At 69.4% G+C, this 22,020-nt stretch carries 22 protein-coding genes; 12 read left to right on the top strand and 10 right to left on the bottom strand.

Features of this window, described 5'->3' with window-relative positions; genetic code table 11:
- Positions 1 to 315: 315 nt before the first annotated feature.
- Genes ACFSVL_RS46060 through ACFSVL_RS46070 form a run of 3 tightly spaced genes read right to left on the bottom strand, consistent with a single transcriptional unit; the run spans position 316 to position 2,132 of the window.
- A complete protein-coding gene (locus ACFSVL_RS46060) occupies positions 316 to 669 on the bottom strand; it encodes an MmcQ/YjbR family DNA-binding protein (RefSeq protein ID WP_378314431.1) in 354 nt (117 codons plus the stop codon).
- An 18-nt stretch (positions 670 to 687) separates the two neighbouring features.
- Positions 688 to 1,278, bottom strand: coding sequence for a DUF2537 domain-containing protein (locus tag ACFSVL_RS46065; RefSeq protein WP_378314433.1), 591 nt, complete (start codon positions 1,276 to 1,278; stop codon positions 688 to 690).
- Positions 1,279 to 1,310: 32 nt separating this feature from the next.
- Entirely contained in the window at positions 1,311 to 2,132 is an 822-nt protein-coding gene (locus ACFSVL_RS46070; RefSeq protein WP_378314434.1) for a TrmH family RNA methyltransferase, read from the bottom strand.
- A gap of 216 nt (positions 2,133 to 2,348) precedes the next feature.
- Between ACFSVL_RS46070 and ACFSVL_RS46075 the strand changes: the two genes are divergently transcribed.
- From ACFSVL_RS46075 to ACFSVL_RS46095, 5 genes are all read left to right on the top strand, one after another.
- Positions 2,349 to 3,845, top strand: coding sequence for a glutamate-cysteine ligase family protein (locus tag ACFSVL_RS46075; protein WP_378314436.1), 1,497 nt, complete (start codon positions 2,349 to 2,351; stop codon positions 3,843 to 3,845).
- A 54-nt stretch (positions 3,846 to 3,899) separates the two neighbouring features.
- On the top strand, positions 3,900 to 4,502 hold the full coding sequence (locus tag ACFSVL_RS46080) for a TetR/AcrR family transcriptional regulator (RefSeq protein ID WP_378314438.1): 603 nt from the start codon (positions 3,900 to 3,902) through the stop codon (positions 4,500 to 4,502).
- Positions 4,503 to 4,582: 80 nt separating this feature from the next.
- Complete coding sequence (locus ACFSVL_RS46085) at positions 4,583 to 5,257, top strand: biliverdin-producing heme oxygenase (protein WP_378314440.1); 675 nt, start codon at positions 4,583 to 4,585, stop codon at positions 5,255 to 5,257.
- Positions 5,258 to 5,372: 115 nt separating this feature from the next.
- Positions 5,373 to 5,996: a superoxide dismutase gene (locus ACFSVL_RS46090; protein WP_378314442.1), complete on the top strand. Its 624-nt coding sequence runs from the start codon at positions 5,373 to 5,375 to the stop codon at positions 5,994 to 5,996.
- 97 nt (positions 5,997 to 6,093) lie between these two features.
- Positions 6,094 to 6,900: an arylamine N-acetyltransferase family protein gene (locus tag ACFSVL_RS46095; protein WP_378314444.1), complete on the top strand. Its 807-nt coding sequence runs from the start codon at positions 6,094 to 6,096 to the stop codon at positions 6,898 to 6,900.
- Between the two features lie 293 nt (positions 6,901 to 7,193).
- Here ACFSVL_RS46095 and ACFSVL_RS46100 read toward each other — a convergent pair whose 3' ends face one another.
- The 3 genes from ACFSVL_RS46100 to ACFSVL_RS46110 all read right to left on the bottom strand — a co-directional run bounded on the left by ACFSVL_RS46100 (position 7,194) and on the right by ACFSVL_RS46110 (position 10,565).
- On the bottom strand, positions 7,194 to 8,450 hold the full coding sequence (locus ACFSVL_RS46100; protein WP_378314446.1) for an MFS transporter: 1,257 nt from the start codon (positions 8,448 to 8,450) through the stop codon (positions 7,194 to 7,196).
- Positions 8,451 to 8,626: 176 nt separating this feature from the next.
- The gene (locus tag ACFSVL_RS46105) at positions 8,627 to 9,058 is read right to left on the bottom strand and encodes a MarR family winged helix-turn-helix transcriptional regulator (RefSeq protein ID WP_037807762.1); all 432 of its coding nucleotides are present in this window, start codon (positions 9,056 to 9,058) and stop codon (positions 8,627 to 8,629) included.
- Positions 9,059 to 9,101: 43 nt separating this feature from the next.
- Positions 9,102 to 10,565, bottom strand: a complete 1,464-nt coding sequence (locus ACFSVL_RS46110; protein ID WP_378314448.1) for an NCS2 family permease — start codon at positions 10,563 to 10,565, stop codon at positions 9,102 to 9,104.
- Between the two features lie 73 nt (positions 10,566 to 10,638).
- On the opposite strand from ACFSVL_RS46110, the gene ACFSVL_RS46115 reads away from it, so the two are divergent.
- A complete protein-coding gene (locus tag ACFSVL_RS46115) occupies positions 10,639 to 10,866 on the top strand; it encodes a DUF2530 domain-containing protein (RefSeq protein WP_378314593.1) in 228 nt (75 codons plus the stop codon).
- 50 nt (positions 10,867 to 10,916) lie between these two features.
- On the opposite strand, the gene ACFSVL_RS46120 is transcribed toward ACFSVL_RS46115, so the two are convergent.
- Complete coding sequence (locus ACFSVL_RS46120) at positions 10,917 to 13,709, bottom strand: sacsin N-terminal ATP-binding-like domain-containing protein (protein WP_378314450.1); 2,793 nt, start codon at positions 13,707 to 13,709, stop codon at positions 10,917 to 10,919.
- Entirely contained in the window at positions 13,706 to 15,013 is a 1,308-nt protein-coding gene (locus ACFSVL_RS46125; RefSeq protein WP_378314451.1) for a DUF3027 domain-containing protein, read from the bottom strand. The genes ACFSVL_RS46120 and ACFSVL_RS46125 overlap by 4 nt, the downstream gene beginning before the upstream one ends.
- 51 nt (positions 15,014 to 15,064) lie before the next feature.
- On the opposite strand from ACFSVL_RS46125, the gene ACFSVL_RS46130 reads away from it, so the two are divergent.
- From ACFSVL_RS46130 to ACFSVL_RS46140, 3 genes are read left to right on the top strand one after another with little or no spacing between them, the layout of a single operon-like run.
- Positions 15,065 to 15,838 carry a glutaminyl-peptide cyclotransferase gene (locus tag ACFSVL_RS46130; RefSeq protein ID WP_378314453.1) on the top strand — a complete coding sequence of 258 codons (774 nt, stop codon included), beginning with the start codon at positions 15,065 to 15,067 and terminating at the stop codon, positions 15,836 to 15,838.
- A gap of 38 nt (positions 15,839 to 15,876) precedes the next feature.
- A complete protein-coding gene (locus ACFSVL_RS46135; RefSeq protein WP_378314455.1) occupies positions 15,877 to 17,844 on the top strand; it encodes an MFS transporter in 1,968 nt (655 codons plus the stop codon).
- Between the two features lie 9 nt (positions 17,845 to 17,853).
- Positions 17,854 to 18,330: a DUF2771 family protein gene (locus ACFSVL_RS46140; protein ID WP_378314456.1), complete on the top strand. Its 477-nt coding sequence runs from the start codon at positions 17,854 to 17,856 to the stop codon at positions 18,328 to 18,330.
- A 144-nt stretch (positions 18,331 to 18,474) separates the two neighbouring features.
- Here the strand turns inward: ACFSVL_RS46140 and ACFSVL_RS46145 are convergent, their stop codons facing one another.
- Positions 18,475 to 18,861, bottom strand: coding sequence for a cold-shock protein (locus tag ACFSVL_RS46145; RefSeq protein WP_037718500.1), 387 nt, complete (start codon positions 18,859 to 18,861; stop codon positions 18,475 to 18,477).
- Between the two features lie 130 nt (positions 18,862 to 18,991).
- On the opposite strand from ACFSVL_RS46145, the gene ACFSVL_RS46150 reads away from it, so the two are divergent.
- Complete coding sequence (locus tag ACFSVL_RS46150) at positions 18,992 to 19,219, top strand: hypothetical protein (RefSeq protein ID WP_378314458.1); 228 nt, start codon at positions 18,992 to 18,994, stop codon at positions 19,217 to 19,219.
- Positions 19,220 to 19,709: 490 nt separating this feature from the next.
- Here the strand turns inward: ACFSVL_RS46150 and ACFSVL_RS46155 are convergent, their stop codons facing one another.
- On the bottom strand, positions 19,710 to 20,330 hold the full coding sequence (locus ACFSVL_RS46155; RefSeq protein WP_378314596.1) for an HAD family hydrolase: 621 nt from the start codon (positions 20,328 to 20,330) through the stop codon (positions 19,710 to 19,712).
- 108 nt (positions 20,331 to 20,438) lie between these two features.
- On the opposite strand from ACFSVL_RS46155, the gene ACFSVL_RS46160 reads away from it, so the two are divergent.
- The gene (locus ACFSVL_RS46160; RefSeq protein ID WP_378314460.1) at positions 20,439 to 21,050 is read left to right on the top strand and encodes a TetR family transcriptional regulator; all 612 of its coding nucleotides are present in this window, start codon (positions 20,439 to 20,441) and stop codon (positions 21,048 to 21,050) included.
- Positions 21,047 to 22,018 (top strand): R2-like ligand-binding oxidase, encoded by a 972-nt coding sequence (locus ACFSVL_RS46165; protein ID WP_378314462.1) that lies wholly within the window; start codon positions 21,047 to 21,049, stop codon positions 22,016 to 22,018. Before ACFSVL_RS46160 ends, ACFSVL_RS46165 begins: the two co-directional genes overlap by 4 nt.
- Positions 22,019 to 22,020: the final 2 nt, after the last annotated feature.

A 22,020-nucleotide genomic window follows, 5' to 3' on the forward strand; every position in this document is an offset into this window, starting at 1 on the left:
CGGTCGGTGGCATTCCGAGTCAGACCGGCCCGGTGACCCCGCCCCCACATCCTCACAGTGGCGTTCGGTGCGTGGGTGCCCGGTCCGCCCCAATGTGGCATTGGGTGCGTCAGATGCACCCAATGTGGCGTTCGGTGCGTCACATGCACCCAATGCCACATTGGGGTCTCTTCCGTAGCGGGTGCAGTGTCGGCGGGCGTGCGGGGGTCCGCTCACTGGCCAAGGGTCGGGACGAACGTCCGTGAAGGGCACCTTGAGGGAATCTGATTCCCTCAAGGTGCCCTTCACGGACTTCCGCCGGAGCAGGGCCGGAGGTCACGCGTCCAGCAGGGCGGCCAGCTTCTTCGGTGCCACGTGCCGATAAGCCTCGCGCACGATCTGATCCACCTCGGTCCAGTCAACATCCACGTCAAGCCGCACCCCGAGCCACCCGTGCACCCCGACGTAGGGCGGCCGGAAGAACCGTTCCGGTTCGGTGCGCACCAGTTCCTCCTGCACGCCGGGCGGCGCGGGGCACCAGAACGCGAGCTTGTCGTCGTGGTGGCGGTCGGCGAACATCACGAACGTCTTGCGCCCGCGGACGAACCAGGTCGGTTCGCCGTGGCTGAGCCGTTCGGTCGCTTCAGGCAGGGCGAGACAGAGGGCGCGCAGCTTGTCGAGCGGAGCCATCGGCTCAGTATCCGCGAGTCAGAACACCGTGGCCAGCACGCCGATCCAGGCCAGCACCAGCCCGCCGCCCGCGCCGTACACCGCCCAGCGCAGGATCGGCACCTTCCGGCCCAGCCACAGCGACGGCGCGACACCGCCGGTGACCACCAGCGACGCGATCAGTGCCAGCAACGTACTCGTCTCGCGGGCGAGCGTCCCGGCCAGCGCGAGCATCGCCACGACCACCACCGCAGCCGCGAAGGCCGACACCGTCAGCCCGGTGAGCCAGGGCGTCGGCTCCTCCGGAGTCCGGGTCCGCGCGGGCTGATCGGGCCGCGGCGGTGGCTCGACCACCGTCTCCACTCCGGTCACCGGGTCGATGAAGCGCACCTCCGTGCCCATCACGGTGGCCAGCCGCGCGGCGAGCTGACGGCCGCGCTGCGACACGACTGAACCGGCGACGTCCGCGTCCGAGTCGGACCGCGCCACCGCCGACGCCACGCGCGCCCATTCGTGCAGGGCCTGCGCCAGGTCGGCACCGATCGCGAGCCGGCGCGGGTCGACCTCTCGCGCGTGCTCGCCGCCCGGACCGGCGAGCACCGCCTGCTCGCCGCGGATCCGCAGCTCCATGGTGCCCCTCCCCGCAAGAAACGTGCCGGGGGTCACTCTAGTGGGGCGGCCCCCGCCGAGACTTCGTGGAACGCGATCGCCGCGGCCGTGGCGACGTTCAGCGAGTCGACCCCGGACACCATCTCCACGCGGACCGCGACGTCCGCGGTCTCGATCGCCTCGTCGGTCAGCCCGGGGCCCTCCGCGCCGAGCAGCAACGCGATCGGGCCCGGCACCTTGTCGCGCAATCCGCGCAGCGGCACGGAATCCTCGCGCGGCGTGAGCGCGGCCACGGTGAAACCCCGCGCCCGCAGCACATCCAGGCCGCCAGGCCAGCTGTCGAAGGTCGCGAACGGGACGCGCAGCACGTGTCCCATCGAAACGCGCACACTGCGCCGGTAAAGCGGATCCGAACACCCCGGACCGAGCAATACCCCGCCGACGCCGAGCGCGGCCGCGTTGCGGAACAGCGCGCCGAGGTTTTCATGATCGCCGACGCCTTCGAGCACCGCCAAAACCTGTGCGCTGTCCACGATTTGAGAGACCGTCGGCGGTTCCGGGCGGTCCGCGACCGCGAGCACGCCGCGGTTGAGATGGAACCCGACGACGTCGGCCATTGTTTCCGCCGACGTCACGTACGCGGGCACGTCGACGCTTGCGAGTTCGTCTTCCAATTCCCGCAGCCGTCGCTCCACGCCGAGCAGCGCTCGCACTGGATAGCGCGAAGCAAGCAGCCGTCCGACCACGACAGTTCCTTCCGCGATCACGAGCCCGCGCCCGCCGGGGCGGTCCGGGCGACGGTCCGCTGTGGACAGATCGCGGAAATCGTCGAGACCCGGATGCGCCCGGTCCTCGGTGAAGATCAGTTGAGCCACATCGGACAGTCTCGCACCCGCCCGAACCCGTGCCGATTAGACCGAACGCCGAGCGCCATTTACTGCAAACGGCGTAGTTACGCGCAGGGTCAACCCTCGGTGACGGAGAGCACCAGTTTGGCCGCTAGCCCATGGCACCGCGCTGTGCGACGGTGGTCTGCCTGGCACCTAGCCGCCAAGACCACTGCGGACAGCAGCCAAGGAGCGCGTCGAACAATGGGAACGGATCTCTCGGCTCACCCCGGCCGGCTCGATCGCGGACGGTACCGCCGAAAGGTTCAGCGGTGCCTGGACACGCTGGCACGAATGCTCACCGACGGGAGTTTTTCCTTTCCCCGCAAGAACATCGGCCTCGAAGTCGAGCTGAATCTGGTGGACGGGCAGCTGCGCCCGTCGATGACCAACTCGGTCGTGCTCGAGGCGATCGACGACTCCTCGTTCACCACCGAACTCGGCCAGCACAACCTGGAACTCAACGTTCCGCCGCGCCCGCTCGCCGGGAATTCCGCGCTGCAGCTGGAAGAAGATCTCAACTCCTACCTCGCGAAAGCCGAGGCGAGCGCGCTCGACACCGGCTCGTCGGTGGCGATGATCGGCATTCTGCCGACGCTGGGCTCGGAGCACTTCGACCAGAAGTGGCTTTCCCACAAAACGCGGTATTCGTCGCTGAACGACGAGATCTTCGCCGCGCGCGGCGAGCGGATCGCGCTCGCCATGGACGGCCCGGCATTGCCCGGAGCCCAGCCGGAACGGCTGCGGCACTACGCGGAGTCCATTCTCCCGGAGGCCGCTTGTACTTCGGTCCAATTACATCTGCAGGTGGCCCCCGAGGAATTCGCCGCGCACTGGAATGCCGCGCAGTGCCTGGCCGGCGTGCAGATCGCGCTCGCCGCGAACTCGCCTTTCCTGCTGGGCAAGGCGCTGTGGCACGAAACCCGGATCCCGTTGTTCCAGCAGGCCACCGACACCCGGCCGGAGGAGCTGAAAAACCAGGGCGTCCGGCCGAGGGTGTGGTTCGGCGAACGATGGATCACGTCGATCTTCGACCTCTTCGAGGAAAACGTCCGCTATTTCCCCGGCCTCCTGCCGGAAACCGATCTTGAAGACCCGATCGAGGCGCTCGAATCCGGGCAGGCGCCAAAACTTTCCGAACTGCGGCTGCACAACGGAACAATTTGGCGATGGAACCGTCCGGTGTACGACGTCGTGGACGGCCTGCCGCACCTGCGGGTGGAAAACCGCGTGCTGCCCGCCGGTCCGACGGTCGCCGACATCGTGGCCAACGCGGCGTTTTTCTACGGCGCGCAACGGGCACTGGCCGAGCAGGAGCGGCCGGTCTGGTCGCAGATGTCGTTCCAGGCCGCGGAAGAAAATCTGTACGAGGGTGCGCGCAAGGGCTTCGACGCGCAGCTGTACTGGCCCGGCATCGGCTGGATCCCGCCGGACGAGCTGGCGTTGCGCGTGCTGCTGCCGCTGGCGCACGAAGGCCTGCGCCGCTCGGACGTGTCCGATGAAGCCCGGGTGCGTTACCTCGGCATCATCGAACGCCGGTGCCTGGCCCGCCGCAGCGGCGCAGCGTGGCAGCGGGACTACGTGCTGCGCGCGCACGAACGCGGTGCCGACCGCGAAACAGCGCTCAACTGGATGCTGCGGCGGTACCTGGAGCTGTCGGCGGCGGGCGAGCCGGTGCACACCTGGTCGCTCGACGACTGAACCGCTGCGCGCGCGGTCCCCTACAGTGTTTCGCACGGGAAGGGGGTGGCGCGCGTGCCCAAGGTGCTGGGCGGTTCGCTCGAAGCTCACCGCCGCGAGGTGCGTTCACGAGTGTTCGAGGTCGTCCGCGCGCAGCTGTACGAGCGCGGGTTCGACGCGATCACGCTCGCCGGTGTCGCCGCGGAGGCCGGGCTCGGCCGCACCGCGATGTACAACCACTTCCCGGACAAGGAAAGCCTGCTGGTCGCGTTCGTGGAGGACGAGGCCGCGCGCTACGTAGAGCGGCTGTGCGCGGCGGTCGACGCCGAACCGGACCCCATCGCCCAGCTGGCCACCTTCGTCCGGCTGCAGTTGCGCGTGCTGGCCGAACACCACCTCCCGCCGGGCACCGCGCTGGAGTCCGCGCTCGCGCCCGCGGCGTATCAGCGGATCAGCGCACACGCCGACCCGATCATCGAACAGCTCCGCGCGGTCCTGCTCGCCGGAGTCGACGCGGGCAGCTGGCCTGCCCAGGACCTCGATGTGGTGGTCCCGATGATCACCGCCGCGCTCGGCAGCCGGCAGGTCATCGACGTGCCCGCTGACCAGCTGGAAGACGCGATCGAAGCCGCCGTGCGCTTCGTCCGGCGGGCGGTCGGTTCGAGGGAAAACCGCTGATTTTAGGGTAGCCTAAGTCGCATTCGTGGCCTACAGTCTTTCTGACAGCTTGTCAGATAGACGATGTCGGGAGGCCTCTGATGACGGTGACCGCGGACCTCGAAGCCAGCCCGTTCTCCGGACAACTGCGCGCGTCCACCAGGACGGTGCACGAGAAGGCCAACCACTCCACGTACATGAACGCGCTGCTCGGCGGCGAGCTGACGCTGGACGGCTACACCGCGCTGGCGACCCAGTACTACTTCATCTACCAGGCGATCGAGCGGGCAGGCGACGCGATGGCCGACGACCCGGTAGGCGGCCAGTTCGTGTTCGAGGAACTGCGCCGGTTGCCGGCACTGGAACGCGACCTCGCCCGTCTGGTCGGGCCCGGCTGGCGCACCGAGATCGCCCCGCTCGCCGCCACCGAGGCCTACACCGCGCGGATCGCCGAGGCGGCGCGCTGGTCCGGCGGGTTCGTGGCGCACCACTACACGCGCTACCTCGGCGACATCGCCGGCGGCCAGATCATCCGGCGGCTGCTGGAGAAGAAGTTCGACCTCGCCGAGGCGGGCACGCTCTTCTACCGCTTCGACGAGATCGGCAGCGCCCCCGCGTTCCGGGACCGCTACCGCGCGAAGCTGGACGAGGCGCCGTGGAGCGAGGACGACCGCGCCCGGGTGATCGACGAATCGGTGGTCGCCTTCGAGCACAACGTGGCGGTGTTCGACGAACTGGCCCGCGACCTCGCGCGGTACCGCGATCCGGCGGCGTGAGCCGGGTCACGACGGGGTTGACCTCCACCTAGGTTGAAGTACGAGGCTCGGTTTCAGAAGGCTCCCGCACGGGAAGCCGCAAGCGAAACCGCGCGTCGACCAGAAGGAGGGCCCCATGGCCCGGTACGAGCTGCCCGAACTCGATTACGACTACGGTGCTCTCGCGCCGTCCATTTCGGGTGAGATCAACGAGCTGCACCACAGCAAGCACCACGCGGCGTACGTGAAGGGCGCGAACGACACGCTGGACAAGATCGCCGCCGCGCGCGAGGCGGGCGATTTCGGCTCGATCGTGGGCCTGGAGACGACGCTGGCGTTCAACCTGGCGGGGCATGCCAACCACGTGGTGTGGTGGAAGATCCTGTCGCCGGAGGGCGGGGACAAGCCGACCGGGGAGCTGGCGGCGGCGATCGACGAGGCGTTCGGGTCGTTCGACAAGTTCAAGGCCCAGTTCACCGCGGTGTCGACGACGATCCAGGGCAACGGGTGGGGCGCGCTGTCGTGGGACCCGATCGGCAAGACGCTGATCACCCAGCAGCTGCGCGACCACCACAACAACCTGATCCTGCCGACCACGCCGATCCTGCTGGTCGACGTGTGGGAGCACGCGTTCTACCTGGACTACAAGAACGTGAAGCCGGACTACGTCAACGCCCTGTGGAACATCTTCAACTGGGCCGAGATCAGCAAGCGCTTCGACAACGCCGTCGCCGGCGGCAACGGCCTCCTGCTCGGCTGAGGCCCCCGGCAACTCTTCCCGGGGCCCGGCCAGGCGACGGCCGGGCCCCGTTTTTTCGCTTGACCTGGAGTGCACTGGAGGTGTGAGAGTGGAACCCATGGACGTCGACGCCTACCTCGCTCGCCTGGACCTGCCGGTGCCCCCGGCGGCCGACCTGGCCGCGCTGCGCCTGCTGCAGGAGCGGCACCTGATGCACGTCCCGTTCGAGAACCTGAGCGTGCACCTCGGGGAACCCATCGAACTCACCGAAGAAGCACTCTTCGACAAGATCGTGCGCCGCCGTCGCGGCGGCTTCTGCTACGAACTGAACGGCCTTTTCGCCGCCCTGCTGCGAGAGCTGGGCTTCGCCGCGACGCTGCACCCGGCGCGGGTCTTCAACGACGACGGCGTGCCCGGCCCGCCGCTGGACCACGCCGCCGTCCTCGTCCGGATCGGCGACGAGCAATACCTGTCCGACGTCGGCTTCGGCAGGTTCAGCCAGCAACCGCTGGCACTGTCCGCGGTCGAGCCCCAGCGCGACCCAGACGGCGAGTACCTCCTCCTGGACGCCCCGTACGGCGATGTGGACGTCTTGCGCGACGGCAAGCCCGAGTACCGCTTGGAGCGCCGCCCACGGCAACTGTCGGACTTCGCGCCGATGGCGTGGTGGCAGTCGACGTCGCCGCGCTCGCACTTCACGCAGAGCCTGACCTGCTCGCGCCCGACCGCGCAGGGCCGAGTGACGCTGTCCGGCGACCGGCTGATCGAAACGGTCGACGGCGTGCGCCACGAGGTGCTGCTGCCGAACGACGAGGCCGTGCGGATGGCGTATCACGTGTACTTCGGCATCCGGCTGCGTCGCCTGCCGGTGCGTCCGGGCGAGCATCCCCTCGGAGCCGCTGGGGGTGCGTTGACGACCTCGTGAGTGTTTATGCCGGTTAGAACCGGCGTTGCCACTCACGACCCACCAGCTGAACCCCCTTGCTCTATCCGGGCCCGCCCCTGACCATGAACAGAGCCCCGCATCCCGGGGTTCCCAGGTTGCGGGGCTCTGTCCGTTCCCGAACTGACTGCCGCTCCCACCACGAAGCGGACATGTATGAGGTTAGCCTAACCTCACCAGCGGAAGCAAGACCGTCCCAGCGGAGACCTCAGTCTCACCCGCTCGAGTGACAACTTTGGGCGGTCGCCGTCCTGCCTGACTGACATTTTCGCAGGTCAGACCCGTTCCCGGGGCAGGATCCGCAGCCCGTTGCCGAGCCGCCGGGGCAGTCGCACGCCCCCGCGCCGGATCAGCACGACCGCGCACACCACCGCCGCGATCGCCGAAATCGCGCCGCCGATGTAGAACGGCGACCGGCCGCCGAACGCGTCGGCCATCCAGCCGGTCATCGGCCCGCCGATCGGGTTGCCGCCGATCAGCACCAGCACGTAGATGCCCATCACGCGGCCGCGCATCTCCGGCGACACCGACGTCTGCACCAGCGCGTTCGCCGTGTTCAGGAAGGTGATCGTGGCGAACCCGAGCGGGATCAGCCCGATCCCGAACGCCAGGTACGTCGGCATGAACGCGGTGATGAACTCGAACGCCCCGAGCAGCGCCGCCGACACCAGCATCAGCCGCACTCGCGGACGGCTCTTCACTCCGCGCCGAGCCGAAGCGAGCGCACCGGTGAAGGTGCCGACCGCGACGAGCGTCGACAGCAGCCCGTACCCGTCGGCCTGGGTGTGGAAGACGTTCGCGGCGACGATCGGCAGCGACGTGAAGTAGGTGATGCCGAACGTGCTGACGAAGAACATCAGCACCATGACGGTCACCAGGTCCGGCCGCCCGCGCACGTAGCGCAGGCCTTCCATCAGCTGGCCCTTCGCGCGCGGGATCGCCGGCCCGCGGAACAGCTTCGCCGGGTTCATCAGCGCGACCCCGGTGATCACCGCGATCGTGCTCGCCGCGTTCGCGATGAACAGCCAGCCGGTGCCGACCCAGGTGATCGCAAACCCGGCGATGGCCGGTCCGACGATGCGGGCCATGTTGAAGATCGAGGAGTTCAGCGCGACCGCGTTCGCCACCTGGTCGCGGCCGACCATCTCGGCGACGAACGACTGCCGCGTCGGCACCTCGATCGCCGAGGTCGTCCCGAGCATCACGCACAGCAGGTACACGTGCCACAGCTGGGCGACGCCGGTCAGGTCGAGCACGCCGAGGAGCACGGCCTGCAGACAGTTCGCCGCCTGGATGAGCATCAGCAGCTTGCGCTTGTCGACGCGGTCGGCGAGCACGCCCGCCCACAGCGACAGCAGCACCGTCGGGATGAACTGCAGCGCGACCGCGACGCCGAGCGCCACCGGGTCGTTGCCGGACAGCGTGAACACCAGCCAGTCCTGTGCGATGCGCTGCATCCAGGTGCCGATGTTCGAGATCACCTGGCCGCTGAAGAACAGCCGGTAGTTCCGCACGCGCAACGACGAGAACATCGTGCGGCGAGGCTTGGAATCAGTGGTATCGCTGGCTTCTTCGTCAGAAGACGTTTTCCCGGCGGTCTCGGAAGCGGGGCCGGGTGGAGCGGAACTGGACGGCGGCGGTGCCGTGTCCCGGGTAGCAGTGGATTGGGCCGGACATCCTGTTTCGCTACCCGTGGTGGTCACCTGTGCTAGTTCCCCGCCATCCTGTCGATGATCTCCGCGGCTCGGGAGAGCACTTCCAGCTCTTCCTCGCCGAGTTCGGCCAGTTGCCGGTCCAGCCACGCCTCCCGCACCGAGATGGCCTTGCGCACGAACGTGAGCCCGTCGTCGGACAGCTCGACGATGGCCTGGCGGCCGTCGGTCGGGTGCGGCCTGCGCTCGACGAACCCCATCTCCTCGAGCGCGGCGATGACCCTCGTCATCGAGGGCGGCTGGACGCCTTCCTTCGCGGCGAGCTGACCGGGGGTCAGCGGACCGCACTTGTGCAGGGTGGACAACGCCGCGATCTGCGTGAGCGACACGTCGTCCGCCACCCGCTGTGCCCGGAGCCTGCGGTTGAGCCGCACCACCGCGAGACGCAAGCGGCTCGCCAGTGATCGCTCGTGCGGGTCGCCGGACATATAGTTAGCATACCTCACGACCTGCGCTCGATGTTTACGCCGGTCAGGCGAGCGCGGCTTCGATCGGCCCGACCGCGAAGTACGCGATGAACGCCACCGCGATCGCCCACATCAGCGGGTGCACCTTCCTGGCCTTGCCGGTGACCGCCTGGATCACGACGTAGCTCACGAACCCGGCGCCGATGCCGTTGGCGATCGAGTAGGTGAACGGCATGACCACGATGGTCAGGAACGCCGGCAGCGCGATCTTGAAGTCGGTGAAGTCGATGTCGCGGACCTGCGCCATCATCAGCGCGCCGACCACGACCAGCGCCGGCGCGGCGGCCTCGACCGGAACCACCTGGTACAGCGGGGTCAGGAACATCGCGGCGATGAACAGCAGGCCGGTCACGACGTTCGCCAGCCCGGTCCGCGCGCCCTCCGCGATCCCGGACGCGGACTCCACGAACACCGTGTTCGAGCTGGCCGAGCCGAACCCGCCCGCGGCGCCCGCGAGGCCCTCGACGAACAGCGCCTTGCCGACGTTCGGCAGCTGGCCGTCCTTGTCCACCAGCCCGGCTTCCTTGCCGAGCCCGGTCATCGTGCCCATGGCGTCGAAGAAGTCCGCGAGCACGAGGGTGAAGACGAGCAGCACCACGGTGATGATCGGCAGCCGGGTCCACGCGCCGAAGGACACGTCGCCGACCAGCGACAGATCGGGGATGCCGACGATCTTCTCCGGCAGCGCCGGGTAGCCGAGGTTCCAGCCCTTCGGGTCGGTGCCGTTCGACTGTCCGGCCTTCACGATCGCCTCGACCACGATCGCGAGCACGGTCGAACCGAGCACCCCGATCAGGATCGCGCCCTTGACGCGCTTGGCCACGAGAACCGCGGTGAGCAGCAGCCCGGCGACGAACACCGCGGTCGGCCACGAGGCGATGGAGCCGCCAATGCCGAGCCCGACCGGCACCGTCGTGTGCGCGTCGTCCGGCAGCCGGCGCACGAATCCGGCGTCGACCAGGCCGATCAGGCAGATGAACAGCCCGATGCCGACCGCGATCGCCGATTTCAGCGCGGGCGGCACGGCGCGGAACACCGCGGTGCGGAACCCGGTGAGCACGAGCAGGACGATGATCACGCCCTCGATGACCACCAGCCCCATCGCCTCCGGCCAGCTCATCTGCGGCGCGATGGTGACTGCGAGCAGGCTGTTGATGCCGAGCCCGGTGGCGATGCCGAACGGGTAGTTCGCGACGAGGCCCATCAGGATCGTCAGCACGCCGGCGACCAGCGCGGTCACCGCCGCGACCTGCGGGACCGGGAGGATGTGGCCGAGCACGTCCTTGTGCGCGGACGGGGTGTCGGCCGCGAAACTGCCGATGATCAGCGGGTTCAGGACCACGATGTAGGCCATCGTCACGAACGTGACCACGCCGCCGCGGATCTCCCGCCCGGTGCTCGACCCGCGTTCGCTGATCCGGAAGAAGCGGTCGAGAACCGATCCCGCCCGTGCGCGCTGCTCCGCCATTTCCCCGCCTGTCTCGCTGTTCGCCCGGGGTAAGCTCTGCGTCGTGGAAGAACCGACCAGCGCCCCGGCTGCCTTGCGGCACACGCCGGATCTGCCGAAGCGGCTCACCGACCTGACGCCGGTGGTGATCGTAGGTACTGCGCTCTGGCTTGTCGCGCTCGTGGTGCTGTTCTTCACGAGCGGGGGCGTGTGGGTGCAGACGTGTCTCGCCGGGATTGTGCTCGGGGGGATCGGGTTCGGGATTATTTTTTGGCAGCGGGCGGCGGCTCGGCGCGGGTCGAAGTCGGCGCAGCGGCTCTAGGGGGTCGTGAGTGCTAATCACGGTTCTAACCGGGATCAGCACTCACGAGGTCAGTTCAGCAGGGTGCGCGGCGCGGGGTCTTCCAGCAACGCGGTGATGCGGTAGCGCTCGCCCCAGTGGTCGCTCGCCCACGCGAAGGCGCGAGCCAGCCCTTCGGACGTGTCCGCCGCGTGCAGCCGATCGTCGGACCACCACGGCACCTCGGCCGTCTCGCCGTCGACCGTCACGGTGAGCGGGTCGTGCAGCAGCACCCCGCCGTCCGGCAGTGCGATGCCGAGCTGATCCGCCGCGAGCGCGAGGGCGGGCAGGTCGGCCCACGCGACGTACTCGCCGGTGCTGTCGACCTCGGCGGTGAGGCTGCTGGCGAGCGGGACGTCGAGGAGTTCCGCCAGCCGCTCCGGTTCGGCCGGGGCGACCAGGATTTTCGCCGGGTGCAGCGCTGCCGCGACCCACGGCACGTCCAGCACCACGGCTTCCTCGACCACGGAACCGTCCGCCGCACGGACGCGCGCGGGCGCGTCGACGTCCGCGATCGTGATGGGCGCGGCCACCAGCGCCGTGTGTGCACGGGCCACCAGCCCGGGCGTCGGAGTCCGTTGTGGATCGCCGAGCCGTTCGAGCAGATCGGTGACGTCCTCCGCGGTCTCCAGGTCCAGCCCGGTCCGCACGCCGGCCGCGCGAAGCAGATCGTCGGTCAGGTCGAGGTCGGGCACCGGGTCGTACAGCCCCGCCAGCGCGGTCGCCGAAGCAAGCCGCCACGAGCCGGGAGCTTCCCCGGCCAGCAACGCGTACCGCGCGAGCCACCAGCCAGCGTGGCCGTCCGGGCTGTGCAACGCCTGCCACGTTTCCGGACGCGCCGCGATCAGCCGGAGCGCGTCCGGCCAAGCGTCGTCGGCGACGAGGTCAAGGTCCCGGATGGACACCACCGTCGTCGGCGGCTGCTCGAACGAATCCCACCACTGCTCTTCATCCGGCAGATGGTGATCGGGTTCGTGCGGTTCCTCGTCCAGCACGACCGCGAACGAGTCGAGCACCTTCGCCGCGACCAGGGTCCCGGTCGACCAGTCCTCCGCGAATTCCTCGTCCAGCACGGAAAGCGCGCCGCCGGGCTCGAACACCTCGGGGTCGATCACTTCCAGCAACGGCGACGTCGGCAGCACCAGCTCGTCCGCGCGCCGCCAGCCGTCCTCCGCGGGCAGCGCCAGCGCGCCAATCCACTCCGGAGCCTGGTCGCCGCAATCCGCGACCAGCCGGAGCACCGCACCCGCGAGGTTCATTCCGTCCAAACCGGACTGAACGTCGGCGACGCTGTGCTCCACCGCGTACTGCACCTGCTCCGCTTCGAGCAGCTGCCGCGCGTCCGCGTGCTTGGCCCCCAGCAGTTCCAGCAATTCGTGCGCCGCGGCCGGGTGCACCAGCCGGAGCCCCGGAACGTCCACATCGGACAGCAGCTCCCGGAGTTCGCTGCTGCCGTCGACGAGCAGCGCGCCCTTGACGCCCGGCAACGTCCGCCCGTCCGACAGCGGGACCGGCAGCCCGTCCAGCTGGTTCACGCTGAGCGCATGGCTTTCGACCGCGATCGCGAGCGCCGCGTACAGCTTCCGCCACCAGTCGGGCTCACGGTCAATGCCAGTCAGGACTTCAAGAACGTCACCGATGCCGAGAATATGCGCCGACACCGGTTTGAGCAGTCGCGGATTAGCCTGCACCAGCCCCGGAATGACGTCGGTGAGCAACGGAGCCAGCCCGTCGATGTCGAGCACCCGGGCTTGCTGTCCCGAGACTTCCTGACCGTCCACAGTGGCCAACCACGGTTCGTGCGCGAGCGCGGCGTACACCAGCTCTTTCAGCTGAGAATCCACAGTAGACAGCGGGAATCCGGCTGCGGGCACCAGCGACGCCCGATGCTCTGCCGCCACCGCGCGCACCAGGCCGACGTACTCACTCGCCGCCCCCTCCAGCGCACGGGTGAGTTCCGGCCCGGGAAGCACCCTTCGGCGAGACGGCTCCAGCGGCACCTCCGCGATCAACCTCGCCGGCAGTGAAAGCCCCTCGTCGGTCGGCGTCGGCGCGTGCAGCAGGTCGTCCTCAAGCGGCTGCGGAACACCTTCCGTGTCAACCGGAACCGCCCAGACCCCGTGCTTCAGCCAGCGCCGTTGTCCATCGGGCGAAGTGATCTCGACGATCTCGTCGCCGGACCGAGTCCACTTGCGACCGTCCACTTCGGCCTCGGCCAGCCAGGGCAGAGCCAGCAAGAGATCCTCGATCTCGTTCGCCAGCCCGTCGAGCAGCCCGTCCTCGGCTTCCCGAAGCGGCAACCGTACTTCGGTAGCGAACCCGTCGGCAGGCTGCTCCGCAATGGGAAACGGCAGGCGCAGCACGGGAACGTCCCCGTCCCGCCCGGATTCCTCCCGTGTGCGCTGCGCGGAGAACGCGACCCCACCGGAAGTGGAAACCACACGCGGCTCGTCGGTAACCGTGAGGACAGCCGCGAACCCGACTCCGAACCGGCCGACCGTCCCCTCCTTGGCCGACGCCCGCAACGACGCCAGCGATTCGACACCTCGGGTGTCTAACGGCGCGCCAGTGTTCGCGAACCGCAGCTCACCGTCCACAACGGACACCCGGATCCGCCCCGGCTCGCCCGCGATCTGCGCGGCGTCGGCGGCGTTCTGCGCGAGTTCGACGAACAGCCGATCGCGATACGCGCCGACGCGAAGGTCGCGCTCAGAGTTGGTGTCCTCAGTGAAGCGGGTGGGTGAATCGCGCCAGGCGCTCAGCACCGCTGCCCGCAGCCGGACTGTCCCGAAAGGATCAGCCGCTCCCCCAGCGACCTCGTTCACCGGAGGACATCGCTCCCGTCGGAGTCACCAGACGCGGTTTCCGGCTTGGCCGACTCGACGACCACCTCGGCGGCAGTACCCGCGGCCGAAGCCTCGACGACCTCCGCGGCCTCGCCTGCCGACTCCTCAGCCGCAACCGGCTCAGCAGTCTCCGCCGCGACCGGCTCGGCGGCGTTGTCCGCCGTCGGCTCCTCGGCAACCGGCTCGACTGCCTCCGGAGCCTCCGCCGGTGCCCCGGCAGCTTCCGCAGTTTCTTCAGCGACAGCGTTTGCTGGCTCTTCGGCAGCCTGCTCGGCCTCGGCGGGCTCGGCCACCGCGGTCTCCACCGCGTCAGCAGCAGTTTCCTCAACAGCCGCAACCGGCTCAGCCGCTTCCGAAACCTCCGAAGCCTCCGCAGCAACCTCCACGGCAGCTTCCTCGACAGCCACTTCCGCAGCTGCCTCCGGCTCGACCGTCGGCACCTCGGCGGTTTCCTCCGCCGCAGCCGTCGCCGCTTCCTCGACCACCGCCGGGTCCGCCGCCGCACTCGGCTCGGGAGCGGGCTCCGGGGCCGGAGTGAAGTCGATCAGCGAATCGTCGTAAACCAGCTCCGCCACCGGCACCGAGGAAGTCACCTCGACCCGGACCTCCGAATGCGCTCCGCACCCGTAAGCCACGTCAACGACGTGCCCGTCCGCGGGCGCGATGTCGTTCGTGCAGGCACCGAAGGCACCGCGCAGCGAACCCGCCAGCGGCACGAAGAAACCGCACGTTCCGCAGGTCGCGGGCGCGCTCCGGGCCATGTCCGACCGCGGGCCGAACTCGCCGCCGTGCCAGCGCGCGGCCGCGTCGAGCCTGCCGTAGCGGGAGAGGACCTGGACCCGGCCGAGGCCGACCTCGTGGGCCGCTTCCTCGACTGCCGGGTCGTCCGACTGGAGGTACGCGGGCGAGAGGCGCGGGTCGTCCTTGTCCGCCGGGAACAGGTCGCCGACGCCGAGGTCTCCGGCGCGCACCCGCTGCTCCCACGGCACCCACGCGGGCGCGACCAGGGCCTGCGGGCCCGGCTGCAGCACCAGCTCGCTCACCGTGACCGACTCGTCCGGTCCGGCCACCGCGACGGTGACCGACCAGCGCCAGCCTCGGTAGCCGGGCACCGACGCTTCGAAGAGGTGGCTCGCCGAGACGGCGTCCTCGCGCTCCACCCCGACGTGCTCGCCGACCTGTTCAGCGGGAGCTTCCGCCAGCACGGCCTCCCGCGCGACGGCCACGGCGTCCGCGAGCTTCCGGTGGAGAGAGCCGTCGTCCAGCGTCAACAGCAGCGTCATACCCCCAATTGTGCCGCACGCATCCGCGCCGCCCGTGCCAGGCTGTTCCTCGTGCGAACCCAGATCGTCTGGCCCCTGGTGGCCGCGGCCCTGCTAGGCGGGTGCGCGGGCACCCAAGCGCCGCCCGCCCAGCCCGAACGGCTCACCGTTCAGGTGCTCGGAACCCTGCCGCACGACGCGACTGCCTTCACCGAAGGTCTCGAGTACTCCGGCACCACGCTGTACGAGAGCCGCGGCCTCGAAGGACAGTCGGCGCTCACCGCGGGTCCGGCCGGCGGCACGCCAGCCAAACAGGTGACGGTGCCGTCGCCGCTGTTCGCCGAGGGCATCACGGTGCTCGGGCCGAAGCTGTGGCAGCTGACCTGGCGCGACGGAATCGCCATCGAGCGCGACTCCCAGACGCTCGCCGAACTGCGGCGCGTTCACTACGAGGGCGAAGGCTGGGGGCTGTGTCACCAGGCCAACGGACGGCTAGTCATGAGCAATGGGTCGTCGAAGCTCACCTTCCGTGACCCGCAAACGTTTGCGGTCACCGGATCCGTCGAGGTCGGCCAGGATCAGCTGAACGAACTGGAGTGCGTCGGCGACACCGTCTACGCGAACGTGTGGCAAACCGGCACCATTCTGCGCATCGACGCCAATACCGGACGGATCACCGCGAAGATCGACGCCAGCGGCCTCCGCACCCCGTCCCGGCCTGGCGAGGACGTGCTGAACGGCATCGCGGCTATCCCCGGCACGGACGAATTCCTCCTGACCGGGAAGCTGTGGCCGTCGTCGTTCCGCGTGAAGTTCGTCCCGGAAAATCAGCGAACTGGCACGTGAGCGGGCGGCACGGGACCCCCATGAGGCAGGATTGAACCGTGGCACTCTTCAGCTCGCGCTCCGGTTCCGACAGCCCCCTCGGCGGGCAGTCGGGCAAAGGCCGTGGGCGGAAGAAGCGCCGCTGGACTCCCGAGCCGAACGCGGCGCAGGCCCGGTCGTGGCGCGACGCCCCGCCGACCCGGGTTGATCAGGCTGTTGACCAGCGCGTTCGCCAGGCTCCGCCGGAGTACATGCCGGAGCCGCCGCGCGCCCGGCCGGAGCGCATCCCGCCCGAGCCGCCGCGGACCGAGCACGTCGATCAGCGTCGCGGTCACGTCGGACGCAGCGCGTTTTACGACGACGCGCCGCCATTCCCGCCCAATGCCGACGAAGCGCCCACCGGTGCTGTCCCGATGGGACACCGGCCGCCGCCACCGCCGCCGCGCGGTGCCCGGCCGTACCCGCCGCGCGAGCACCGCGCCGAGCCGGTGCACCCCCGGCCGTACGACGACCGTCCCGGCAGCGCCGGCTACGAGCACTACGACACCGGCGGCTACGCGGGCGAGCCGCGTGTCGACGAGCAGGAAGACGCGCTGCACACCACCGCCGTCCCTGGTGCGGGGTCGGTGCCGAAGCTGCCGAAGAAGCTCACCGTCACGCGGGTCGCCGCGCTGCGCAGCCGTCAGCTGAGCGGGCAGGCGATCGGCGCGTTCCAGCGCGCTACCAAGGCAGACGGCGCGGACAAGTCCGGTCTCACCTCGCTGATGTACGCGGTGATGCTGAACTACGCCAGCGACGCCGCGATGGCGATCGCGCTGGCCAACACGTTGTTCTTCGCGGCGACCAGCGGCGAGAGCAAGGGCAAAGTCGCGCTGTACCTGCTGATCACGATCGCGCCGTTCGCGCTCGTCGCTCCGGTGATCGGCCCGGCGCTGGACCGGATCCAGCGCGGCAGGCGGCTCGCGATGTGCGTCGCGTCGATCGGGCAGGGCCTGATGGCGGTCGTGATGGCGCTGCACTTCGACGACTGGCTGCTGTACCCGGCGGCGCTCGGGATGATGGTGTTGTCGAAGTCGTTCACCGTGCTGAAGGCGGCGGTCACGCCGCGCGTGGTGCCGCCGGAGATCACGTTGTCGAAGACCAACGCGCGGATCACCGTGTTCGGCCTCATCGCGGGCGGCGCGTTCGGCGCGCTGGCCAGCGGGGTGAGCAGCCTCAGCAACTCCTCGGGCGCGCTGTGGTTCACCGCCGCGATCTGCGTGGCCGCGGCCGTGCAGTCGATGCGGATCCCGGCGTGGGTCGAGGTGACCGAGGGCGAGGTCCCGACGTCGCTGTCCGCACGGCCGGAGCCGAAGCAGAAACGGCAGCGGCAGCCGATGGGCCGGCACATCGTCGTTGCCTTGTGGGGCAACGGTTCCGTCCGCATACTCACCGGGTTCCTGATGATGTTCGCGGCCTTCGCGGTGAAGGCGCAGACCGAGCACGCCGGGCACAGTCCGTTCGTGCAGCTGCTGTTGCTGGGCATCATCGGCGCGGCGGCCGGCGTGGGCGGATTCGTCGGCAACGCGCTGGGTTCGCGGCTGCACTTCGGTTCGGCGGACCAGGTGATCGTGGCGTGTGTGGCGGCGTGTGTCGTGACGACGCTGGTCGCGACGCTGCTGCCCGGCCTCGCCACGGCGGCGATCGTGGGTCTCATCGGCGCGACGGCCAGTGCGCTGGCGAAGATCAGCCTCGACGCGGTGATCCAGGAGGATCTGCCGGAACAGTCGCGCGCGTCGGCGTTCGGGCGTTCGGAGACGGTGCTGCAGCTGTCGTGGTGCTTCGGCGGTGCGGTCGGTTTGCTGCTGCCGCCGACGTACTGGATCGGGTTCCTGGTCGTCACGGTGCTGCTCGCGGTCGGGCTGACGCAGACGTTCCTGGTGCAGCGCGGCGGATCGCTGCTGCCCGGACTCGGCGGCAACCGCCCGCTGCGCCCGGAGCCGACCGGCAGCTTCCCCGCTCCGGGGGCCGGCCGGGGCCGCCGGTAATCTCGGGACATGCGACGTTCCCGGGTGATGGCCGTGCTCGCGGCCGGTGGTTTCGCGGTGGCCGGCTGTTCCGCGCCGGGCCCGGCCGAGGTGACTTTCTACGCCGACGGGCACACGATCACCGCCGCGCCGATCGGCAACTGCGACATCAAATCGGGCGTCTGCGCGGCCAACCCCGGCGCGACGGGCAAGCTCAAGGTGCGGCCGGGCCGCTCGGTGCAGATCTCGGTGCCGAAGGAAATCGCCGAGACGCCGTGGAAGGTCACCGTGCAGTACGTGAACAGCAAGGGCGAGCCGCAGCCGCTCAAGGAGGACATCATCACCTCCCGCGACCGCTACGCCTACACCGCGACCCCGCCCGCCAAGGACGATCAGATCGTGGTGGTCGAGATCGCGCAGGCGTCAGTGATCAGCCGCACTGGAGACCCGAACGACGCGGAAGCGGTCACGACGGCGCTGTGGTCTCTGCAGGTCCAGCCCGCCTGACCCGCTGACTGCCATGAGGGCCACCTTCACGGCAGCCAGCGTCCAATGCCGGGGTTGGCGGGAGCGGGTTTGGTCGTCCGTGAGGGGAACCCTGACGGACTCTGATTCCCTCAGGGTTCCCCTCACGGACCTTTCAGCTGTCGATCAGGGGTCGAGGTCGCGCGCGACGGCGCGCATGATCTCCGCGATCTGCTTGGTGTTCTTGCGATCCGGGTACCGGTTGCGCCGCAGGTCCGGCTGGACCTTCAGCTCAAGCAGCTTGATCATGTCCTCGACGAGGCCGTGCAGCTCCTCCGCGGGACGACGGCGCGCTTCGGCGACCGACGGCGGCGGGTCCAGCAGCCGGACCGAGAGCGCCTGCGGCCCGCGCCGGCCGTCGGCGACGCCGAACTCGAGCCGCTGCCCGGCCTTCAGGCCCTCGACGCCGTGGGGCAGGGCGGCCTTGCGGATGTAGACGTCGGCACCGCCGTCTTGCGTGACGAAGCCGAACCCCTTCTCCGCGTCGTACCACTTGACCTTGCCGGTCGGCACTTCCCTCACCAGTCCTTCTGCTGTGCAGGTCACGACGAACGCGCCCCGAGCGATCTCGAGGCGCGCGTCCGGCAAGCGTATCTCGACACAGGCGCTGGGGAGAAGCGGATACTCCCGTTACTCTCACCGCATGGAGAACGCAGCGAAGCAGACCGGCAAACCGATCCTCATGCGGCTCGGCATCGGCCTGTTCGCCATCGGCATGCTCGCGGTGGCGACGGTCTTCGTGATGTTCGCCGCCGGACTCGAAAACCTGCCGGTGTGGCTCAGCGCGGCCGCCGGGGTGATCACTCCGCTCGGCCTGCTGCTCGGGCTGATCGCGCTGATCAAGGAAGCGCGCGCCGGAAAGCACGGCTGACCAGCGATTCAGCCCGCTCGGGCTGCCGCTGGCTGAACTATCCGCGCGGCCCGCTCCGCCTAGGCTGGCCAGCGATATGGCCGGCTCGACCCGCTCCGCCTGGGCTGGCCTGCGGCTCGACCGGCTCGACCCGTGCAGCCCGAACCACCGCGCCGCCTCACCTGCTTGCGACTCGACCACTCGGCCCACCCTTGGCCGGAGCACCCCGCTCCGCCTCAGTTGACCGGCGACACGACCGGCCCGACCAGCGCAGCCCGAGCCACCCGCGCACCTCGCTCTGCTTCAGCTGACCGGCGACTCGACCGGCTCGGCCAACGCAGCCCGAACCACCCTCACCGGCTCAACAGACCCGCGACCCGATCGGCGCAGCCCGAGCCCGCCCACGCCGCCTCAGCTCGCCTGCGACACGACCGGCCCGGCCAACGCAGCCCAAGCCACCCACGCGGCCTCAGCTAAGTCAGCGACGGCACCCGCTTCACTCCGCCCCAGCTCAGACCACCGTCCCCACGAAGGTCCGCGCGAACCACTCCGGGAACTCGATCAGCGAGTCGAACACCACGTCCGCACCCTCCTCAGCCAGCTCCTCCCGGGTGCACGGCCCAGTCGCCACGCCCACCGAAACCGCACCAGCCGCTCGCGCGCCCCGCACGTCCCCGCGGTGGTCGCCGACATACGCCCGCGCCTCATGCTCCAGCAGGGCCGCGCCCTTCTGCGTGGACCACAGTTCGCCCACCAGGTCGTCGACCTCCAACCCGAGCGCGTCAACGTGCATCTGCGCGTTCGGCCCGTACTTCCCGGTGACCACGAGCGTCCGCCCGCCCGCCGCCCGGACCGCGTGCAGTGCCTCGGCCGCACCGGGCAGCGCGACCGTGCTCGGCACGACCACCTCCGGGTACAGCTCGCGGAACTGCCAGATCAGCTCGGGGATCCGGTCCTCGGGCGCGCCGAAATCGCGCAGCGCCTGGTCGAGCGGCGGCCCGAGATTGGCGGCGAACGCCTCTCCGTCGAACGGCAGCCCGGACTTCTTGCCCAGCGCGTTCATCGCCGCGACCATGCCCGGCCGCGGGTCGATCAATGTCATGTCGAGGTCGAACCCCACCGTGATGCCCACGTCCCACACGGTAGCCGTCCGCACCGACAATTCCGGGGCCCAGCTGTACACGTGCACCATCCAGGTAAAGCTTCTTGACACAGATTCATCCTGTGTCAAGCTGGCGATGTGACCAGCTTCACCGATCGGACCAAGGCGACGCTGCGCGAGGCGCTGCTGGACGCGGCCGCGGACCTGCTCCCCGACCGCGGCCATCAGGGTCTCCGGATGGCCGATGTGGCCAGCAAAGCCGGGGTCAGCAGGCAGACGGTCTACAACGAGTTCGGCAGCAAGGCGGCGCTCACCCAGGCCGTCGCGCTGCGCGTCGCGGCGGAATTTCTCGACGGCATCCGGTGCCGGTTCGAGGACGCGGAGAGTTTGCTCACGGGCATCCGCGGCGCGGTCGTCTACACGATCGAACACGCCAGGGAGAACCGGCTGATCGCGGCCGCGCTCGGCACCGAGGCCGGCGAGGATCTGCTTCCCCTGCTGACCTCGCGCGGCGAGCCGATCCTCACCGCGGCGGCCGATCTCGCGGCGCAGCAGTACCTGGCGCTCGAACCCCGGCTCACGCCGGAGACCGCCGCGCTGCTCGCCGAAACGGTGGTCCGGCTGTCGCTGAGCCATCTGGTGCTGCCGACGCATTCCGCACCCGAGGCCGCGGACTCGATCCTCGCGGTGCTCGCCCCCGCCATCGACCAATTCGTCCACAATGGAGTGAAACGAGAGGGCCAGTCATGACCGAGACGCTTCCGGAGCTGCGCAGCGGATTCTCGTCCCTGCGCAAGGGCGGGCTGAACTGGGACTCGTTCCCGTTGCGGCTGTTCGTCAAGGGCAACAAGAAGTTCTGGAACCCGGCGGATCTCGACTTCAGCCGGGAACGCGAGGGCTGGGAAAGCCTGACGCCCGAACAGCAACGCTCCACCACCTACCTCGTGGCGCAGTTCATCGCGGGCGAGGAGGCGGTGACCGAGGACATCCAGCCGTTCATGCGCGCGATGTCGTCGACCGGCCGGTTCGGCGACGAGATGTACCTGACGCAGTTCTGTTTCGAGGAGGCCAAGCACGTCGAGGTCTTCCGGCGCTGGATGGACGCCGTCGGGCTGAACGACGACCTGCATTCGTACGTCTCGGAAAACCCTTACTACCGCAAGCTTTTCTACGAGGAGCTGCCGCAGTCGCTGCGCGCGCTGGAGGACGATCCCAGTCCGCTCAACCAGATCCGCGCGAGCGTGACGTACAACCACGTGATCGAAGGAAGTCTCGCGCTCACCGGGTACTACTCGTGGCAGCTGATCTGCACGCAGAACCAGATCCTGCCGGGAATGCAGGAATTGGTGCGCCGCATCGGCGACGACGAGCGCAGGCACATGGCGTGGGGCACGTTCACCTGTCGCAGGCACGTCGCCGCCGACGACGCGATGTGGGACGCCGTGCAGGAACGGATGGGCGAACTGCTGCCGCACGCGCTCGGCATGATCCAGTGGGTGCAGGACCAATTCGAGGAAGTCCCGTTCGACAACGACCCCGAGGAATTGATCCAGTACGCCGCCGACCGCGCCCAGCGTCGCCTCGGTGCCATCGAATCCGCCCGGGGCACGCCGGTCGAGCAGATCGACCTCGACTACTCGCCCGAACAGCTTGAGGACACTTTCGGCGAGGAGGACGAAAAGGCCCTCGCAGAAGCCGCCGCGGCCGCTTCTGCCTGACG

Source organism: Amycolatopsis silviterrae (genome assembly GCF_042684085.1).
GTDB classification, from domain to species: Bacteria; Actinomycetota; Actinomycetes; order Mycobacteriales; family Pseudonocardiaceae; genus Amycolatopsis; species Amycolatopsis silviterrae.

What these genes read in the sequence shown, in the direction of transcription:
- ACFSVL_RS46150 (WP_378314458.1), top strand. Translation starts at nt 18,992, where the DNA reads ATGGAGAACGCAGCGAAGCAGACCGGCAAACCGATCCTCATGCGGCTC.
- ACFSVL_RS46075 (WP_378314436.1), top strand. Translation starts at nt 2,349, where the DNA reads ATGGGAACGGATCTCTCGGCTCACCCCGGCCGGCTCGATCGCGGACGG.
- ACFSVL_RS46140 (WP_378314456.1), top strand. Translation starts at nt 17,854, where the DNA reads ATGCGACGTTCCCGGGTGATGGCCGTGCTCGCGGCCGGTGGTTTCGCG.
- ACFSVL_RS46125 (WP_378314451.1), bottom strand. Translation starts at nt 15,013, where the DNA reads ATGACGCTGCTGTTGACGCTGGACGACGGCTCTCTCCACCGGAAGCTC.
- ACFSVL_RS46110 (WP_378314448.1), bottom strand. Translation starts at nt 10,565, where the DNA reads ATGGCGGAGCAGCGCGCACGGGCGGGATCGGTTCTCGACCGCTTCTTC.
- ACFSVL_RS46085 (WP_378314440.1), top strand. Translation starts at nt 4,583, where the DNA reads ATGACGGTGACCGCGGACCTCGAAGCCAGCCCGTTCTCCGGACAACTG.
- ACFSVL_RS46090 (WP_378314442.1), top strand. Translation starts at nt 5,373, where the DNA reads ATGGCCCGGTACGAGCTGCCCGAACTCGATTACGACTACGGTGCTCTC.
- ACFSVL_RS46060 (WP_378314431.1), bottom strand. Translation starts at nt 669, where the DNA reads ATGGCTCCGCTCGACAAGCTGCGCGCCCTCTGTCTCGCCCTGCCTGAA.
- ACFSVL_RS46165 (WP_378314462.1), top strand. Translation starts at nt 21,047, where the DNA reads ATGACCGAGACGCTTCCGGAGCTGCGCAGCGGATTCTCGTCCCTGCGC.
- ACFSVL_RS46105 (WP_037807762.1), bottom strand. Translation starts at nt 9,058, where the DNA reads ATGTCCGGCGACCCGCACGAGCGATCACTGGCGAGCCGCTTGCGTCTC.
- ACFSVL_RS46095 (WP_378314444.1), top strand. Translation starts at nt 6,094, where the DNA reads ATGGACGTCGACGCCTACCTCGCTCGCCTGGACCTGCCGGTGCCCCCG.
- ACFSVL_RS46065 (WP_378314433.1), bottom strand. Translation starts at nt 1,278, where the DNA reads ATGGAGCTGCGGATCCGCGGCGAGCAGGCGGTGCTCGCCGGTCCGGGC.
- ACFSVL_RS46100 (WP_378314446.1), bottom strand. Translation starts at nt 8,450, where the DNA reads ATGTTCTCGTCGTTGCGCGTGCGGAACTACCGGCTGTTCTTCAGCGGC.